This is a genomic window from Candidatus Tisiphia endosymbiont of Ceraclea dissimilis (assembly GCF_964030735.1).
Lineage (GTDB): Bacteria > Pseudomonadota > Alphaproteobacteria > Rickettsiales > Rickettsiaceae > Tisiphia.
Window position 1 is genome coordinate 1,069,374 of record NZ_OZ034917.1, and the last position, 18,828, is coordinate 1,088,201.

The 18,828-nt window shown below is 32.1% G+C and carries 12 protein-coding genes; 6 read left to right on the forward strand and 6 right to left on the reverse strand.

Going from position 1 to position 18,828, the window contains the following annotated elements:
• Positions 1 to 3 precede the first annotated feature (3 nt).
• Positions 4 to 1,833, reverse strand: coding sequence for a Ulp1 family isopeptidase (locus tag ACQH1V_RS05175; RefSeq protein ID WP_425360081.1), 1,830 nt, complete (start codon positions 1,831 to 1,833; stop codon positions 4 to 6).
• Between the two features lie 216 nt (positions 1,834 to 2,049).
• On the opposite strand from ACQH1V_RS05175, the gene iscX reads away from it, so the two are divergent.
• Positions 2,050 to 2,259, forward strand: a complete 210-nt coding sequence (gene iscX, locus ACQH1V_RS05180) for a Fe-S cluster assembly protein IscX (RefSeq protein ID WP_094649784.1) — start codon at positions 2,050 to 2,052, stop codon at positions 2,257 to 2,259.
• Between the two features lie 264 nt (positions 2,260 to 2,523).
• Here the strand turns inward: iscX and ACQH1V_RS05185 are convergent, their stop codons facing one another.
• Entirely contained in the window at positions 2,524 to 2,766 is a 243-nt protein-coding gene (locus ACQH1V_RS05185; RefSeq protein WP_094649624.1) for a hypothetical protein, read from the reverse strand.
• A 313-nt stretch (positions 2,767 to 3,079) separates the two neighbouring features.
• Here ACQH1V_RS05185 and ACQH1V_RS05190 point away from each other — a divergent pair, with 313 nt between their 5' ends.
• On the forward strand, positions 3,080 to 3,508 hold the full coding sequence (locus ACQH1V_RS05190) for a helix-turn-helix domain-containing protein (RefSeq protein ID WP_094649625.1): 429 nt from the start codon (positions 3,080 to 3,082) through the stop codon (positions 3,506 to 3,508).
• Here ACQH1V_RS05190 and ACQH1V_RS05195 read toward each other — a convergent pair.
• Positions 3,499 to 5,769, reverse strand: a complete 2,271-nt coding sequence (locus tag ACQH1V_RS05195; RefSeq protein WP_425360082.1) for a tetratricopeptide repeat protein — start codon at positions 5,767 to 5,769, stop codon at positions 3,499 to 3,501. The genes ACQH1V_RS05190 and ACQH1V_RS05195 overlap by 10 nt on opposite strands.
• A gap of 27 nt (positions 5,770 to 5,796) precedes the next feature.
• Positions 5,797 to 7,152, reverse strand: a complete 1,356-nt coding sequence (locus ACQH1V_RS05200) for a hypothetical protein (protein ID WP_425360083.1) — start codon at positions 7,150 to 7,152, stop codon at positions 5,797 to 5,799.
• A 45-nt stretch (positions 7,153 to 7,197) separates the two neighbouring features.
• Here ACQH1V_RS05200 and ACQH1V_RS05205 point away from each other — a divergent pair, with 45 nt between their 5' ends.
• From ACQH1V_RS05205 to ACQH1V_RS05220, 4 genes are all read left to right on the forward strand, one after another.
• Positions 7,198 to 7,290, forward strand: a complete 93-nt coding sequence (locus ACQH1V_RS05205) for a palindromic element RPE2 domain-containing protein (protein WP_425360084.1) — start codon at positions 7,198 to 7,200, stop codon at positions 7,288 to 7,290.
• 248 nt (positions 7,291 to 7,538) lie between these two features.
• The gene (locus ACQH1V_RS05210) at positions 7,539 to 8,453 is read left to right on the forward strand and encodes an RpiB/LacA/LacB family sugar-phosphate isomerase (RefSeq protein WP_341748652.1); all 915 of its coding nucleotides are present in this window, start codon (positions 7,539 to 7,541) and stop codon (positions 8,451 to 8,453) included.
• A 229-nt stretch (positions 8,454 to 8,682) separates the two neighbouring features.
• Positions 8,683 to 11,367, forward strand: a complete 2,685-nt coding sequence (locus ACQH1V_RS05215; protein WP_425360085.1) for a baseplate megatron protein TIM-barrel domain-containing protein — start codon at positions 8,683 to 8,685, stop codon at positions 11,365 to 11,367.
• Positions 11,368 to 11,781: 414 nt separating this feature from the next.
• The gene (locus ACQH1V_RS05220) at positions 11,782 to 13,284 is read left to right on the forward strand and encodes a patatin-like phospholipase family protein (protein ID WP_425360086.1); all 1,503 of its coding nucleotides are present in this window, start codon (positions 11,782 to 11,784) and stop codon (positions 13,282 to 13,284) included.
• Positions 13,285 to 14,341: 1,057 nt separating this feature from the next.
• Here ACQH1V_RS05220 and ACQH1V_RS05225 read toward each other — a convergent pair.
• Both ACQH1V_RS05225 and ACQH1V_RS05230 read right to left on the reverse strand, forming a co-directional pair.
• The gene (locus tag ACQH1V_RS05225) at positions 14,342 to 15,151 is read right to left on the reverse strand and encodes a DsbA family protein (RefSeq protein ID WP_425360087.1); all 810 of its coding nucleotides are present in this window, start codon (positions 15,149 to 15,151) and stop codon (positions 14,342 to 14,344) included.
• 32 nt (positions 15,152 to 15,183) lie between these two features.
• Positions 15,184 to 18,777: an acyl-[ACP]--phospholipid O-acyltransferase gene (locus tag ACQH1V_RS05230; RefSeq protein WP_425360088.1), complete on the reverse strand. Its 3,594-nt coding sequence runs from the start codon at positions 18,775 to 18,777 to the stop codon at positions 15,184 to 15,186.
• Between the last annotated feature and the right edge of the window lie 51 nt (positions 18,778 to 18,828).

The window sequence follows — 18,828 nt, forward strand, 5'->3', positions numbered from 1 at the left end:
TCCCTAAGCAATACTATTCCCTCTAGGGCGGCTATTGCTTTTAATAGCAAGAGATGTAGAAGGACGGCAAGATGTAGAAAGAGTTTTAGATGTGCTACCAATTATTTCTCTCATACTACGAGCTTTTTTCTTGATTTTTTCGATGTTCATTGTTTCTGCTTGCCCCTCACGTAATTTTGCTCCCATATCTTGAGATTGTTCAGTAGTAAGAATCTTCTTGCCTTTTGCCATTTTAATTAAATTATCTACAATGAAAGGTCCACAATCTTTATCGTTTTGTTGTTGTTTAGTCTTTAAATCAACGATTTCAGCATTATCAGGACAAACTTCTTTAATCATATCTAGTAACTCCTGTCGTTGATCTATAGGCGTTCCCATAGGATCATTATAGGTAAATACTATCTTATTATCCCTATCCTTAGTGATTGCTAAACTAACCCAGTGTTCATGTCCCGTATTAATTGGCATAACAGCATAGTCTTTTCCACTATTTACCGATACGATAGCTTCAAGCATAACATGTCGTAACATTTCATTGTTATACTGCTCAGAAGCTAGTGATACAGCTGGTTGGATAGAAACATTTTCGTTTAATGAGGCTTTTAGTAAATTGGATATATCCAAATCATTATACCAATAATTCTCTTTTGTTAGATTATTTTCCTGAGAGTATTCTACCTTGTTTTGTTTTGTTGGTATCGGTATTGCTTTTCTCCCTTCATTTGCCATTTGTTTAAAAGCATTGATAACTCTCTTAAGGACATTCTCTGGTTTATATTCATTTAGATTCTCTTGCATATAATGAACAGTTACGCTGTTAATGCCAGGAACATCTTCCCTTTGTTTAACTTCAGCAGTAATATCAGAACTTCTTCCCTGACCTTGACCTAATGGGATGCAACCATTAGTAAAATTTTCAATGGTGTATCCCTGTTGAAGCGGTACAGTATATTTAGCTTGCTTGGCAAGATTCTGAAGTTTTTGCGGCTCAGATAGGTCAAAATATATATCAATAGGATTTATTTCTGTTCTACCAATATCTTTTTGGAATTGTTGAGATAATTGCGATATATAATTCTCTAGTTTTCTAGCACCACCAACTTTATCTTGTAAAATTTCTTCAACTTCTAACTTAATACCTAATTGTTGATCTTGGTTAATGATATCAAATTTGTTTGCAATAATATTAGCTACGTCATCGATAGATGAAGGATTGCTGGCTATAATTACCCTAGTATTACCTAAGTCTTTTGCTGCTTTTACTACCTCAGTTAATCTCTCTTTATTAGGTAATCCCCCTGACAATAATATATTAGGAGGTCTGTTTAGAATCTCTGACTCTATTAAATTGCTAACTGGCATAGATTGGATGTGCGAAGTTTTTTCTTTAGCTATATGTTTTCTATCTACAGCCCTAACTTGGTCATTAGCATTGGCAAAAAACACATGATCAACATTAGAAAGAAGAGGTTGCCAACTAGATTGTAGATTTTGAGCTTGTGCATTATAATTACTAAAGGTCAAACAAACCTTAACCCCTAAGTTTTTTAAATTCGTTAAATCATTTTCATCAAATAATGGTTTTTCCATATTTGAATTAAATTGTATATTAAGTATGGGTGTTTTTTCTAAATCCTCAGATTTATCCAATATTTCATTTACTATATGATTCTTATCTAGTTTACCATCTTGCATGTAGGGTTTAAGCTCAATAGTTGATATTGCTGAGCTAATTTTAGACATATTGGTACTATGCTGAGTTTCTTGGCTTTCATGGCTACCGCCAATATTAAATAACACTACATTATTTTCTCCTTCCTTTGCTAATGACATATGTACCTCTAATTAACTATAATATCCAATGGCTGTCAGTTTAAACTAAAAAACAAGCAAGGTCAATTCTTCAAAGCAAAACAGCATATTAGTTGTATAATAATCTCACCCCCTTTAATAATATACTATTATAAACATGCACTAATATATTATTTATTGGTAGAGTTGATTAAATGGTAATAGTAATTGGCTATAAAAATAATATAGGGGAAAATAATGCATTGGAATGATGTTGACGAAATTGCTATGAGTTTAGAAGAAAATTATCCGGATGAAGATATATCTGAATTAACACTAAAAGACCTTGAAGACTTAATAAAATCATTAAGTGATTTTGACGATCATGAAATTGAACCAAATAAAGAGGTGTTAAAAGAGATTCTTGAAGCTTGGAGAGAAATGAAAGATGGTCATTTTGAGAATTAATAGCAAATTTCCCAATTCTTCCTAAATTGAAAAACCGTCATTGCGAGAAGGTCGTAAGGTCGACGAAGCAATCCAGAAAAGTGATTAGAAATGGATTGCCACACCACCTATGGTGGCTCGCAACGACGGTTTTTCAATTATTGTTTTCTTAAACTGATGCTTATGCTTTGGTGTGGGGTCTAGATTCCGTACCAAAATGGGAATGACAATAGTGGGCGGGAATAACAATTTATGATTGATTCTCAACTAATTATTGATTCTCAACTAATTTTGAGGATAGTCTTCTTCATCCCATTGTTTTTTAACTTCAATATAGCAACAGATATAATCGATCTTTTGTTGCAAATCAGATTGTTGTTTAATTAGCATCTTCATATAACTTTCTTGCTTAAAATCACTGTTACCAACTGTCCATAGCAAAGATTGCACCATACCAGATAATGCAAAAAGTTTGCTCTTGATCTCTTTGAGTTCTGCTGCACATTGCTCATGATTATTATTACTCATATGATATACCTGCTAATTGATAATTTGTTCAAGCCCAACATCGTCTGATTATTTGTTGATAATTCTGCTGAATATAGTCAATTCAGGAGAATTGACTATATTTGTGAAAACCCAAAACTGAATTTACACTTATTTAATTTTAGTATTTATATATAACTAATTATTCGATCTTTACTATAAATAATTACAGTTATTACGCTATATATATGTAACTATATTATAGCAAGCAATTAATATCAATATATTTTTACTGAAAAAATTAAAATATTGCATATAATAAGTTATATTTATAAACTAAATTAGTTGTAATTACATGTCTTATAATGCATTACAAAAAAATCTTGAGAAATTAATTAAAGATCATAATTATCAAATAGCCGATTTAGAAAGAAAGGCGGGGCTTAGAAAAAATAATGTTTATAATATTATTAAGGGAATATCAAGAAAACCTTCTGCAGAATTGTTACAAGCTGTAGCTGATGTATTCGGCTTAACAGTAAAAGACCTTTTTACTATGCCAACGGAAAGTTATCCATTTCTAACCTCCGAAGACCTAGACTTACTTATTAAAGTTGCAGAACAAGTAATAATTGAAATTAAAGCTCAGCAACTAAGTGTTTCTTGTAATGATGCGACCTTAATAATTAACGAAGTGTTTAATTATTCTTCTGAATCTAAATTAACTCTCCCTGATGAAAAATTCATTAAATGGGTACTGAAACACAAATACAATCAACGTTGAGATGCAGGATAGCATATGGAATCCATCTTTAATATTTCAATACTTCTAGGATGAGTTGAACCAAATTTTTTCACATGTTGATCATGAAACTTAATATACCAGGCTTTTTCTGTTAAATGACAACTAGCTTTTGCTGCATTTAAATACATAATACTTATTTCATCAACATTCCCCATATTCTCTTGGTAGTTATTCCAATATAAGCTTTCTGCATCAGCATAAGATTTAACTGCTTGCTCATTTTGTCCAAGAGATGCTAAAGCATTTGCTTCAGCAACAAAGGCTTTGGCTAAATATATATCCGGTGATAGGACAGTTTCTTTACTATTATTAAGTCTGGTTGGATCGTTAATAAAGATCATTTTTGCTTTTTTTGCATATTCTAAGGCTTTATTAGCATTGCCTAAACCTAGTTCTAATATGGATATTTGAGTAAATATCTTGCCAAAAACTACATGCTCTTCTTTTTTTAAATGTCCCGATATATCATATAATTTTTGGATTTGGCTATATGCTTTTTGATACTTACCTAAAGTATTAAATATACTAACTTTTATCATATAATGATCTACAAGAGCAAAATCATTTTGATTTAATCCACCCTTAATAAATGACTCTAAAGATTTATTAATGACTTTCAGTGCTTTATCATACTTACCCTGTGTCAATAATAATATCGATTCAGCGTAGTATGTTATAGCATAAATGTAATGCCTTTTATTTAAATCAGGTTCATTAATTGCTTGAAGCAAATCTTCTATTCTTTTGAGACTTTCTTCTGCACCCTTCGTATTCCCTAAATAAGCTTCTGATTCTGCTATATGAGATATAAGATTAAACTTAAAATCATTATAACCATCAAGACTAAATAATATCTTTTCAGCTCTTCTGTAGTAGTTAAGAGCTGTATTATACTGTGTTAGGTTTCCATAATACCACCCTATTACTTGTAAATAAGCTGCATATAAATATTTTTCATTATTATTTATTATCCATGATGTAAATTTTTTTTCTGGATCATTTCTATTGAACCAATTGACCAATTTTTTAGCATTATAGAAATCTAAGTGATTAACATATTGCATTAATAGCTGTAAATTCAAATCCAAAAGTTTGTATGTATTTATATTGTATTTTTGTGCATTTTCAGTAATTATTTCTAAGTTATCTCTGACAGTTTTTTTACTGAATAACATGTAAGAGTTGACTAGCTCCTGTGGTATAGAGTGTACTAATTTAATAACAATATCCTCTAAATAAGCCTTATTGTTCTTGTCCCCATTAATCTCTGCGATTTTCTGAGCAATCACGTCATGCATTTCAAAGATAGAATTAGTTTCATTGGTATCAATATTAGATATCAAGGCAAATTTAGATAATTGATAAATATCATCATCAAGGCTGTTCTTATCATTAGTGATAATTCGTAGTAAATCTTTAGAAAAAGCCTGGTTATTAATTAAAGCTATCTTATTTAATAGCTCTCTAGCATTTGGTTTTAATTCTTTGATAGCTAAGGTAATGTTTAACTTAATTTTATCAGTAGACTTTCCTAGCCCTTTCTTATATTCCTTTTTATCTAAACCCGGTATTTGTTTTAACAATTGAGCCCCTTGTACTATCAATATAGGATAACCGGCAAATTCTTGGGCTAAGAACTCTGATAGTTTAACATCATTATTCTCTTTTTCTAAAATATTATTAGCAAGAGTTATCGCATCACTTTTTTCAAAGGCAGTCATTTTGACTATATTAGGTAATAATTCACTATCCTGCGAGCCAAAGAGAATATGACCATTATGTTCCCAGTTAACAAATTCTTGTACTTTTTCATTTTCTTTGATCTTTAAATTATCAAACACTAACAACCATTTATCTTTACTGGATAAATAAGACATCACCTCTTTCTTTGCGGATAATACATCTTCTGATATTAGGTTAGATTTACTAACTGCATTAATTGATTTTGCCAATTTTACAAATTCTTCATTGATGTCTAAATTGCAATCAATAAACCAAATCACATTATAATTATTTTTATTCTCATAAGCATACATTCTAGCAAGCTGAGTTTTGCCCATACCACTAATACCAACAAGGCTTGCTTGTCTATATTTAACTAAATTACTCTTTACAAAAGTTAATTGCTTAATGTGATTAACAAAATAGTTGACTGGTATAACAAGATTAGATACTTGTATTTGAGCAAATGAATTATAAGGCATAGCTAGCAACATTATTATTAATAAGTATCTTTTCATCTTTTTTACCTCAATTTAAGTAACTCTTTATTTATTTGGTGTATATTTGGCAAAACTTATTACTTTACCTTTCTCTTTATTGATAATTACAGTTCTACGTAATGTAATTGTTATTATATTTATTTTATTTTTACTGAATATTTTATAGTTCAACCCATGTTCTCTTAAAGATTGAAATATTTTATTACAACTTAGTAAAAATGGATCTATAATTTCTAAAAGCATACTGTTTGATAAATTTATCATCATTTGTTCAGTAAGTAAAAAACTATCATAAGAAATAATGATATTGTTTACATTAAACGTGACTATCAAAGTTTTAGGTAAACTACTTTGGTCTTCCATAAAATGGATTAAATTATACATTAAGCTAAAAATTATTTGATACAAGACATGTTGACCACAATCCACTATCAATTTATCAGTCTTATATTCATATTTTATTGCTATATCTAAAAAATGTTCAGCAAAATAGTTTTCCAAATAATTAATTAACTCTTTTATGTTAATCTCTGCTTGAGTATGATTAGTGAAACATATAGGAAATAAATAGTTACTGGGAGCTACTCTATCCATTTTAATTCTTTGGTTAGAATCCAATTCTAATTGTTGCCTTATATATTCCTCAGTGGCTTTTTTGATAAAAAAAGCATTTAAGTTTCTACTGGATTTTTTATGTAAAATTAAGGCATTATTCAATTTATTTGCTGCAAATAAATTATCTTCTAATTGTTCTATATTGTAAGTAAAACGTTGTTTTCTTTGCAGATATATGTAAAGAATTATCGAGCAGATAACAAAAGAAATTGCTATATTTAGATATAAACATTTGTATAGCTTGCTAACATTATTTAAATAATAATCAGAATTAGGTCTAATACCTAATTTAATCAAAAGATTTATATTATTAATTTTACAGTGTCTTTTCGTTAAATAATCATTGTTATCAATATTATTTGTTGCTATATCATTAGCATTAATTTCAATCTGATAAATAAGGTAAATTGGTAGTATTTTGCTAATTGTTTCTTTTAAATTTTGCAAATCAAAGACTAACATATCTTGGAAATTATTAACATAAAGAAAAGAATTATTAGAACCAATAAAATTAACTAATCCACTTTGGTTTAGTATTTGATTACTATCTTGGCTAGTAAATTTCTTAAGAATGAAAAAAGTTTTATCAAATACGCTTGAATTTAAAGCTGTTTCTATATCTGTTGCTAATAAAGTGATTATATTATGTTGAACCATTTCCAAAGCCAACTTATCTTGTTCTTTTTGGCTATATTGCAGACATTGATATATACTAATATTATAAACCATAAATATAAAGATAGCGATAATATGTGGAGTTAATTTTTTACCAAGTAAACGTTGCATCTAATTTTGTAATATATACTTATAATTATAGTCAATTTAGGGGAATTGGGTAGCAGGAGCGATGAAGCTACGCCTATAAGTAATAGACGAGCGACGAGTGACAACGTCCTCAACTTCTCATCAATTGACTATACTTAACCATATGTTAAGATTATCTAAGGTTGCTCTCTTTGTCTAGACAAAAATTTAGATAATTTAAGATATAATACCAAATATATATTATAGACTGGTTTTTTTAATAGCAATATACCAGATAATATATAGTCAATTCAGGAGAATTTGGGGCTAGGAGCGATGCCTATAAGTAATAGGCAAGCATTGAGCGACGACGTCACCTATAGTTAAGGATTTGAAGGATAAATCGATTAATACTAGGAGAATTTGTAATGAGTAGAAAGTTGGTATATGCTAGCGATTATCGTGGCATAGAATTGCGTAAAGCTCTGATAGATCAGCATAATTTAAGTGGTTTTGAATCTGAGGATTTAGGTATTGATGATGATTCTCCACTAGATTATGTTGATATTTCTAGATTGTTAGCAGATAGGCTCCGAAATACAGAAGACATAGGGGTGATGATATGCGAGAGTGGTCAAGAAGTAGCTATTGCACTCAATAGATTTACCCATATAAGGGCAATTATATCACGATCAACGGAAGACTCTATACAAACTAGGCAAAAGCTTAATGCAAATGTTGTATGTTTAGGTAGCCAAAACTCCTCTTTAGAAGAATCTCAGGATATAATTGAAAAATTTGTTACAGAAAACTTCACTGGTGAAAAGCATACAGCATGTGTACAAAAATTAGAATTATCACAAACAAAACACATTGATACTGGTATCAATGTAATAGTACGTGGAATAATTATTCATAATAATCACATATTGCTTACTACTGCTACATCTGATAATCCAAATTTTCCACCAAATATTTTTTTCTTGCCAGGTGGACATGTTGAATATAATGAACCATCTTTACAAGCTTTGAAACGAGAAATATGGGAAGAAATGAATCTAGAGATAGAGGAATCAGAGTTTGCCGGTATATTGGAATGCAGTTGGAAGCGTAAAGGATCAATTTATCATGAATTAAATATTGTATATAATATTGATATTAAGGGGTTAGATTTATCTCATCCACCTGTAGCAATGGATCATAAATTCCATAGTTTCATTTGGAAGCCCATAGACCAAATTGATAATATAGTTATTCTGCCAGAAAGTCTAAAAACTATTATAAAAAATTATGTTGAGCAAGGTTCAAAGATGGATATTTTCTCACAAATCCTAAATGCATAAAAATAAGATAATATAGAGGATGTATGCTTTATAGCTGATCGAGCGATGTTTAGTAAAGCTAATCTACAAGCTCTTAATGAGTCGTTATAGTCAATTGATGTATGTAAAGGGTTAAGAGGTAAATTTTAGTTTTAACAAAAAAATATAAATTAAATGAGTCGATACACTTAGTGCAGAGATATTATGTGATATAGTATCTTATATTAACTAAAAAATATAAGATATTAATATGTTTAGTCAGATTCTAGGTAACATAGGAAGTAGCATAGGTGGTGTTTTTGGTGGAGGTATATTATCAACTATTGGACGATTTGCAGGTAAGACATTAGGTGATTATTTAGAATATTTAAATCATCAACCCGAGGAATATTATCATTTTAAAAATATTAGGGAAAGTTTTGTTCTATCAAAAGCCGTTTATGGACATCCAATAGCGTTAGTTTTTGGTACAGCAAGGGTCAATGGTAAAATAATTTGGGCAAACCAAATTAAGGAAGTGCAGATTACCAGCGTTGCACAGCCAGGCGTATCAGATGCTCAGGGAACTGTCGCCATCCATAATTTAACAGAATGCGAATATTATTTATCCTTTGCAGTTGGTATATGTGAAGGTGAAATTGCTGAAATTAGTAGAGTATGGGCTAATGATCAGTTGCTCAATCTTGAACAATATACATTCAGGCTTTATTTAGGGTCAGAAGAGCAAATAGCCGATCCTTTAATTGCTGCAACTGATCCTCAAGGGCAAGTACCAGCTTTCCGTGGATTAAGCTACGCGGTATTTGAAGAGCTACCATTAGCTGATTTTAATAATTCTATACCAAATTTCTCCTTTGAAGTAACCAGAAAGGCTAATATTCCTGATAATATTGAAGGCAAGAGCGTAGAAGATTTGGTTGAGGCGATTGACATTATCCCAGGTTCAGGGGAATTTGTTTATGATTGCCTAATACAGTATAAAACCATTACCAATTCTTTGGGGGGTGTGATCAATAAAAAACCAATAAATTCCAATAATTATCATAACATTGCTGATAGTGTTTATAGTCTGGATCAAATGAAAATTATATGTCCTAATATCAAATGGGTTGCACCAGTTGTATGCTGGTTTGGCGATAGTTTGGATATTAAAAATTGTATTATCAAACCTGCCGTAGAATTTAATGATCCGCATACCCAATACTCAGAACAATGGCAAGTTGGTAAATATTCACGTGATACGGCAAGATTAGTATCACGAGATGCAGATAACTTCCCTAAATATGGTGGTACAGTCAATGATGCGAGTATCATACGTTACTTACAGGAATTAAAACGTAGAAACTTTAAAATCATGTTTTATCCAATGTTTTTTCTGGATATTTGGCAAAAGCCATGGCGGGGTCATTTGACAGGTTCGATAAGTTCGGTAGTAGATTTTTTTAATAAAGATCAAGGTTATAATGATTTCATTCTACATTATGCTGAGTTAGTTAAGGATCATATTGATAGTTTTGTAATCGGGTCTGAGTTAATAGGTTTAACTAGTATCAGAGATCAACATAATAATTTTCCTGCTGTTATGGAACTGATAAAACTAGCAAAATTAGTTAAAAATATCGTTGGTGATAATGTACTTGTGACTTATGCCGCAGATTGGTCAGAATATCACCATACCAAAGACGGATGGTATAATTTAGATAAGTTATTTGCCTCAGAATATATAGATTTTGTTGGTATTGATGCTTATTTTCCTGTAACAAGAACGGTAAATTCCAGAATTTCGTCAGAAGAAATCATTAAAGGTTGGCAATCAGGCGAAGGATATGATTACTTTGTAGATGACAATAATAGTCAACGTCAATTATCAGAAGATTATGCTTGGAAGAATTTAAGATATTGGTGGGAGAATTATCATCGCAATCCTGATGGGATAACAACAGAATGGCAACCAAAAATGAAGAAAATTTGGTTTACAGAGTTTGGTTTCCCTTCTATTGATAAAGCAACTAATCAACCTAATATATTCTTTGATCCTTTATGTATTGATGGCGGAGTACCAAAATATTCTACTGGTGAAGTTGATTTTTCCATTCAGCGTAAAGCTATACGGGGATTTATTGAATATTGGCAAACACAAGAATATATCGAACAAATGTTTTTATGGACTTGGGATGCCAGACCTTATCCAGCTTGGCCCCATAATAATATTTGGCGAGATGGTAACTTATGGGCAAAAGGACATTGGGTGAATAATAAGTTTGGGGCTTGTAATTTAGCGGCAATAATTCTTGAATTGTCTTATAGATGCAATATTCCACTAAAGAACATCGACATATCTACTCTTGATGAAGCGGTAGAAGGGTTGGTATTAAATAAAGCGTTATCTTGCATTGATATTATTAACTCTCTAAGGATTATATATTTCTTTGATATCATAGCTTATCAGGAACAAATTAAATTTACCAAGCGTGGATATTCACCTCTCTGTAAGGTTAGTTCAAAAATATTGGTTAAATTATCAAGCAATAGTTATTTAGAACAAATGGAAATTTCTAAAACTAGCATTATTAGTAAATTAGGGCTAAACTTTATTGATCGATGTGATAATTATAATAATGGTTTTTGCCAAATAAATAGTGAGAATTTTTCACATAGAGCTATTCCAGTCTTAAGGCTACCTATTATACTATCTTGCCTGGAAGCGGAAAGATTAGGGCAGCTAATCCTAAAAAATGCTGCTACTGAAACTAAAATTTTAAGATTTATCATGCCGGCAAATTTTATCAAATATCAACCGGGGGATTTTGTCTTATTGTATTATCGGAATTATCAATATCAAATTAGGATTATCTCCATGAAATTATCTCGTTTAACAGTAGAAATACAAGGAATTATCGATGAAGTTGAAAATTATGGCGGTTTCTATAGTTAATGATTAACCTTACATATGACATTTAATATAGATTCCGCACCGAAGCGGGAATGACAATGGAATGCGGAAATGACAAATTTTACGTTTAAAGATAGATTTTTTATTAAGACTATTATAATAAACTAGGAGGCTGCCTACGATAACTATAGTCAATTCAGGGGGATTGGGTAGCAGGAGCGATGGAGCGACGCCTATAAGTAATAGGCGAGCATTGAGCGACAACGTCACCAACTTCTCATCAATTGACTATAATTAATTATATAGTAACAATTATGTTACTATATAATTAATTTTTATCTAATAATTAGCAACTTATTTCATCTATTGCTTGATTTTCTTAAACAAGATAGTTACTATACTGTAATAAGCTATATAATATTTATTATTAAACTTAAATTTTATGAGGTTGTTATCATGCCAACATTACAAAAAAAGATGATTCTCTCGCTCTCAGGAGGCGGGATCAAAGGAGTCTCTCAGTTGATGGTGCTTGAAAGAATCGAAAAAATTACAGGCATGCCTATATGTAAATTATTTGACTGTATTGCTGGTACTAGTGTCGGTGCAATAATTACAGTTGCATTGACACGCCCTAAAGAACCAGGCTCAACAGAACCGCTTTTTTCAGCAGAAAAAGTTTTAGAGATGTTTGAAAATAAAGCAGCTGAAATTTTTCCACCAAAGTTTGGAGGAGGGTTTCTTAAAATATTTAAGCATCAATATAGTCAAAAACCTCTTAAAGCAGCACTAGAAGAATATGCAGGTGATACTACTTTGGGAGATAGTGTAACTCGTGTTTTTATTTCTGCTTTTGACGTAAGTGGTAAAGAAGATAATCCTAATAAGCTTTGGGATAGTGATAACCCTGCTGACAAAGGTATTCTTGCAAAATGGGCAGCTCGTTGTAGTGCAGCTGCTCCTACCTATTTTAAACCTGTTATTGACGAAGATAATGGTACTGCTTTTGTTGATGGAGGGTTAGGGGCTAATCGTCCGGCTGCGTCAGTCCTAAAAAAGCTTAAAGAAGGATTAAATATTGAGCAACAAAGAGAAATGCTAAAAAACACGACAATTTGTGCTCTTAATTTTGAACCACCGGATATACCAAGAGAGATACCATCAAAAAAACTTGATGGTTCGATAGGTTGGGTAACTAAGGGAAACCTGGTGAATAAAATTCTGAGAGCTAATGAAAAGGATGCTACGGATGAAGTTAGGCGAGACCTATCGGAAGATGGACAATTTATAGAAATTGTACTTAATCTGCCAAAAGGATGTACGAAGTTAGATAATGTTAGTCCATCTAATATAGCTAAATTAAAAGAAGTTGGTAAGAAATATGTCGAAGATAATAAAGAATTGATTGAAAAGCTATGTGCAACATTGGTTAAGAATGTGCAAGCTAGAGAGGAAAGCTTAAAGCTTCATGAGGCACAAAGTGTTGAGGAGTCTAGTGTTCTTAGCGAGAATAAAGAGAACGATAATATTGACAAAAAAGGACAAGATAAGGATACTGTTAATACTCACGTAATATCAGAAGAATTTGAAGCAAAATTAGCGATAAACTTAACTGAGAAACAAGCTGAGTCTTTAAAAGAAGGCTTGATGAAATTATCACCCAAAGAATATGATGTTCTGCAAGTATTCTTAAAAGGATTAAATGACGCACAGCTTGAAGCTTTGTCTGCTCACCTGCCTTTAATTGCTGATGGCAATTTTAAAAATATCAATATATCTGAACTTAGTCATTTTCAGAATAAATTTCTTAAATTTTTCAGTTCAATGTTTGAACATGAAGATAATATTATTAATGAAGCTATTAGCTGTGCTGATCAATACCGTGCTGCAGAAGAAGTAGCTTGTGATGGAAGGGGGTCAGAGATGGCACATTATTATGCTGTTGATACGGCGTGTTAATTGGGGTTGTCTATAAAGCTGATCGCTAAGTGTAATTGCGAGGAGGTTTCCGCTTTCGAAGCAATCCATTTTTGTATCATCCCTACTTGCCTTAGTGTCACCCCTGCGTAAGCAGGGGACTCAGCACTACAGTTGTAGTTTAGATGTGAGCATTCACGATTTTTTTGTGATGAATAAAAAAACCTGATCACCAAGCGTCATTGCGAGGAGATCGTAAGGTCAACGAAGCAATCCATTTCTAATCACTTTCCTGGATTGCTTCGTCGGTCTGGCAACCTCCTCGCAATGACATCTTATGCTTTAACCTTTTTTCCGTGAACACTCACATTCAATCTACAACCGTAGTATTAGATTCCGCACCGAAGCGGGAATGACAACGGGAAGAAGCGGGGAGATGGCGAAAAAATTAGGTGTAACCCCTGCGTAAGCAGAGGTCTTAGTACTACAGTTGTAGTTTAGATGTGAGCATTCACGATTTTTTTGTGATGAATAAAAAAACCTGATCACCAAGCGTCATTGCGAGGAGACCGTAAGGTCAACGAAGCAATCCATTTCTAATCACTTTCCTGGATTGCTTCGTCGGTCTGGCAACCTCCTCGCAATGACATCTTATACTTTAACCTTTTTTCCGTGAACACTCACATTCAATCTACAACTGTAGTATTAGATTCCGCACCGAAGCGGGGATGGCGAAAAAATTAGGTGTCACCCCTGCGTAAGCAGGGGGCTTAGTACTACAGTTGTAGTTTAGATGTGAGCATTCACGATTTTTTTTGTGATGAATAAAAAAACCTGATCACCAAGCGTCATTGCGAGGAGACCGTAAGGTCAACGAAGCAATCCATTTCTAATCACTTTCCTGGATTGCTTCGTCGGTCTGGCAACCTCCTCGCAATGACATCTTATACTTTAACCTTTTTTCCGTGAACACTCACATTCAATCTACAACTGTAGTATTAGATTCCGCACCGAAGCGGTAATGACAACGGAAACCCAGAACTGACGCTTATGAGCATTGAGCAACGACGTCACCAACCTCTCCTGAATTAGGATACCATTATAATTTATTTTGGCTTTTTATATCGGCAATTATTCTTTGCAATTGTTCCATATCCATCATTCCTGCAATTAATTTACCATTAATAATATAGGCAGGAACTCCCTGTATTTTTAAACCTTTTGCTAATTTAACATTTTTCTCGAGAAGCTTTTGTATCTCACCCTTATTAATTTCTTCTGTGATTACTTCAATATTTAAATCATTTGCGAGAAGCAATTTTTCTACAGATTCTTTGGTGATAGGTTTTAGCTCCATTAAACCGTTATGAATATCCTGAAATTTATCAGGAGTGGTCTTATAAACAGCTAAAGCAATAGCTGCTGCATAATTAGACGCCTCACCAAGAAGTGGATATAGTTGCAAAACGACTTTAACGCTCGTATCTGATTTAATTAACTGATTAATAAAATAACTACCTTTTTTACAATAACCACAATTATAATCATAAAAAGCAGCAATGATTATATCCCCATTCGGATTACCAAGTACTGGAGATGTAGGAGAATTTTCTATTTCAGATTTATTATCTCTGATATATTCACCAGTTTTTATTTCCATTTCCTGCATTTTACGTCGTTGAAGACCTTCTATTGACTGAATTATTACTTCAGGATTATTTAGTAAATATTCTTTTACAATTTTTTCAGTTTTCTCTATGTTTTCTTTTTTATCTAATGAGTACTGATCTGCAGCATTAATCGAAACTGTAGCAGAGACAGCATTAGGAGTTTTCATAGTTTTATAAGCAAATAATGCTATTAGGACAACGACGATAATCAATAATATTTTACTAATAACATTATGCATAATTCTTTTCTATTAAATATAGGTTCCTTACCTCATTCCAGCATTCTAGTTGCTTTTCCATAATTTTCAAGCATTTTAGTTATTTGCCGATAATTTACTTTACCTATTGGTAGAATCGGTATTTCTTTAACATGGATAATCTCTGGAAAATATTTTGTTAATTCAGTATTTTGTCTCGAATATAGCGAATTTTTAGCCATCATTTCTATAAAATTTTCCCTATTAATAATCTGACTGGTGGTAAAGAGAAAAATTTGTCTGTCTTTATTATAGTCAATTGATGAGAAGTTGGTGACGTCGTCACTCAATGCTCGCCTATTACTTATAGGCGTCGCTCCATCGCTCCTGCTACCCAATTCCCCTGAATTGACTATACCATCATCAGAACAAATAGCCACATTTTTACTATCAACATCAATCATATTAGCCAATTCCTCTATTAATACCAACGAGACTACTTCTTCTATTGCAACAAATTGTTGAACACGACCTAATAAGGTAAGGTAACCATCTTTATCAATTTTTGCAACATCCCCAGTATCATACCAGCCCAGACCCAAATTTTCTGATGATGTTGGATGAATAACTCCAGGATTATTAGAGTGCATATAGCCAAGCATGATATTTGGTCCCTTAATAAATAATTGCCCCCCCTCTTCTATTCCGTTAATTGGTTTAATATAATATTCTATTTTGGGCATCAAACGACCTACACTTCCACCACGATAATGCATGGGAGTATTACACGCTATTATTGGAGCTGTTTCAGATGCCCCATATCCTTCAAAAATTCTTATACCAAATTTATCGAGCCATAATTGCGTTGTTTCTTTCCTAAGTTTCTCACTACTGGCAAACACGTATCTTATAGAATAAAAATCATAAGGATGAGCACAGGTAGCATAATTATATAAAAATACATCTGTACCAAATATAATTGTTGCTCCGATGTCATATATTACCTCAGGAACACTCCGATAATGCAAAGGAGAAGGATAAAGAAAGGCTGGTATACCGTTAAGCGTCATCATTATTGTGCCAGATAAACCAAAACAGTGAAATAATGGTAAAGCCATAAAGGCAAAATCATCTAGACTAAAATGTAACTTAGCTAGAACCTGGCATCTATTAGCTTGCAGGTTTCTATGCGACAATACTACAGCCTTAGGGGAAGCTGAAGTGCCTGAAGTAAATACTACAACCGACGGATCATTGTCATCATAACTAGCACACATATTACTATAATAACTCTGTGGGAAAAAGCTAGCTATCATAGCCTTAATTCTTAAATATAAAGTAATTCTTGTTGTTAAATCTTCAAGATAAATGACTTTTATATTAACTTCTAAGATATTTGCCAACATTTCTTGCAATCCAGCTTTTTCAACAAATTGTTTTGAAGTATAGACGGTTTTTACTGACGTTGTTTTGCACGAGGTCACTACATTGCTAACATCACTCATATAATCAATCATGACCGGTCGACGGGAACAGGCTTGCATAGCATAAAAAGTAACAATCGTTTCAACCATGTTAGGTAGCATAATACCTATATATTCAGCTACTTCTGTATCCTGTTTTATTAAATTTGCTAAAGTAAAAGATTGTAATATTAATTGACGATAGGTAACAGACTTATCATCAATATCTTGTATTATTGTTTTGTTAAAACCATAAGCTTTTGCTGTTTCAAGGAGAGACTGAAATATAGTATTCTGGTAATCAGAGCTTTCAAATATCATGTCAGTCATAATATCATAAAGAGCCTGACCTATATATTTACGCTTTTCCCTATTATCCATATTCTGATTAGCAGGAGACTTTACTGGTGGTAAAATAGTGATAGTAACCTTAGGAAATATCCGTGTTTTTAGTATATTTTTAAGTTTGGAAAAATTAGTAAATTGTGTACCATCTATTCTTACAGGTAAAATTGTTGCATCAGCTTTTTCAGCGATCATGCCAGGTCCTTCATATATCTTCATTAAGGAACCAGTAATACTTATTCTTCCTTCGGGAAAGATAGCAACTTTTTTATCTTTTTGCACTTCCCTAATCAAACTCTTTATAGCCATTGCATTAGCGGGGTCAACTGGTAGAGTTTTTGCCATCGTTAAAAATGGTTTTACCCACCACACTTTAGCCATATTTGTATTAATGGCAAAAGTCATTTCTTCAGGTAAATAAGTTGCCAGTAATGCAGGATCAAGATATGAAATATGATTGGCGATAACTACTGATCTTTTGCCAGCTTTATAAAAATTTTCAATACCTTTTACTTCCACTCTGTACATGCAATCAAAAATAAATTTTAAAATAGCTCGGTTAACAGCAAAAGGTACTATTTTTACTTCAGGAATTAATTGATAAATATAATAAGCTACCACTATGTTAAGTATGCTAATAAATAATATAACCGATGGTATCGAATATTCCCAATAGAATAACAACGAAAGTATTGCAGTAGACCCAGCCATAAACACAGCATTAGCAAAATTATTTATAGCAATTATTCTACTACGATGAGCTGAGGAGCTAAGATATTGTAATACTGCAAAAAGCGGAACAATATATAACCCCGCAATAGCAGCTATAAAAAATAAATCTATAATAATCCGCCAATTATGCTTTTTAGATAAAAAGACAAATATACTCTTTAATTGCTCCGGTTCATAATGAACTGCACTAATTCGACTGGCAAAAAATAAATCAATACCAAATATACTGACACCAATCGCTGAAACAAAAACATATTTCGTGGTAATTTCATTCCCCAAAATCTTACTACACCAAAAAGAACCAACCCCTACTCCAATTGAAAATGTCGCAAGAAACAAATTAGCAACATTTTCATCTGCTCCAAAAGTATTTTTAGCAAGAGCTGGAATTTGGGCAAGTATTGCCGCACTGATAAACCAAAACCAAGATATGCCAAGAATTGCTAAATATACTTGCTTTTTAGATTTGGCATATTTAATCATTTCTATATTTTCGCGAAATAAATTTAATTTTATTTTAATTTCACAATTAGAATTATTTGATTTTGGCATAAAATAACTAGCAATAACGCCAATTACCGCAATCATTATCAGAATAGTGATTATTAAATTGCCACTTATAGTGTAGTATCCTCCAATAATAGTACCAACTAAAATGGAAATAAATGTTCCCGCCTCAACGAATCCATTAGCTCCCAACAACTCATCTCGGTATAAATGATCTGGCAAAACACTATATTTGATTGGTCCAAAAAATGTCGAGTGTATACCCATAAACAATATAGATAAAAACAGTATTACTAAACTATTATCAAAAAATCCATAAGTAGCAAAAAGCACTATGATTAGTTCAAATAACTTAATGATTTTAACTAAAGTTGATCGCTCATATCTATCAGCTACTTGCCCTGCAATACTTGCAAATATTACAAAAGGTAATACAAAGATAGTATTAGCAGCGAGTACAAGTAATTGGGCTGATTCCACCAATTGACTAGATAGTTTATAGGTAATTAATATAATTAACGCATTCTTTAGTATATTATCATTCATACAACCACAAAATTGTACTATGAAGATAGGCAAAAAACGCGTATCTCGAAATAAATATAACCGATTTGATGACATGCTTTCTCCAAAGACATTATAATGGCGGTATAGTATGCAATTCCTTGCTTT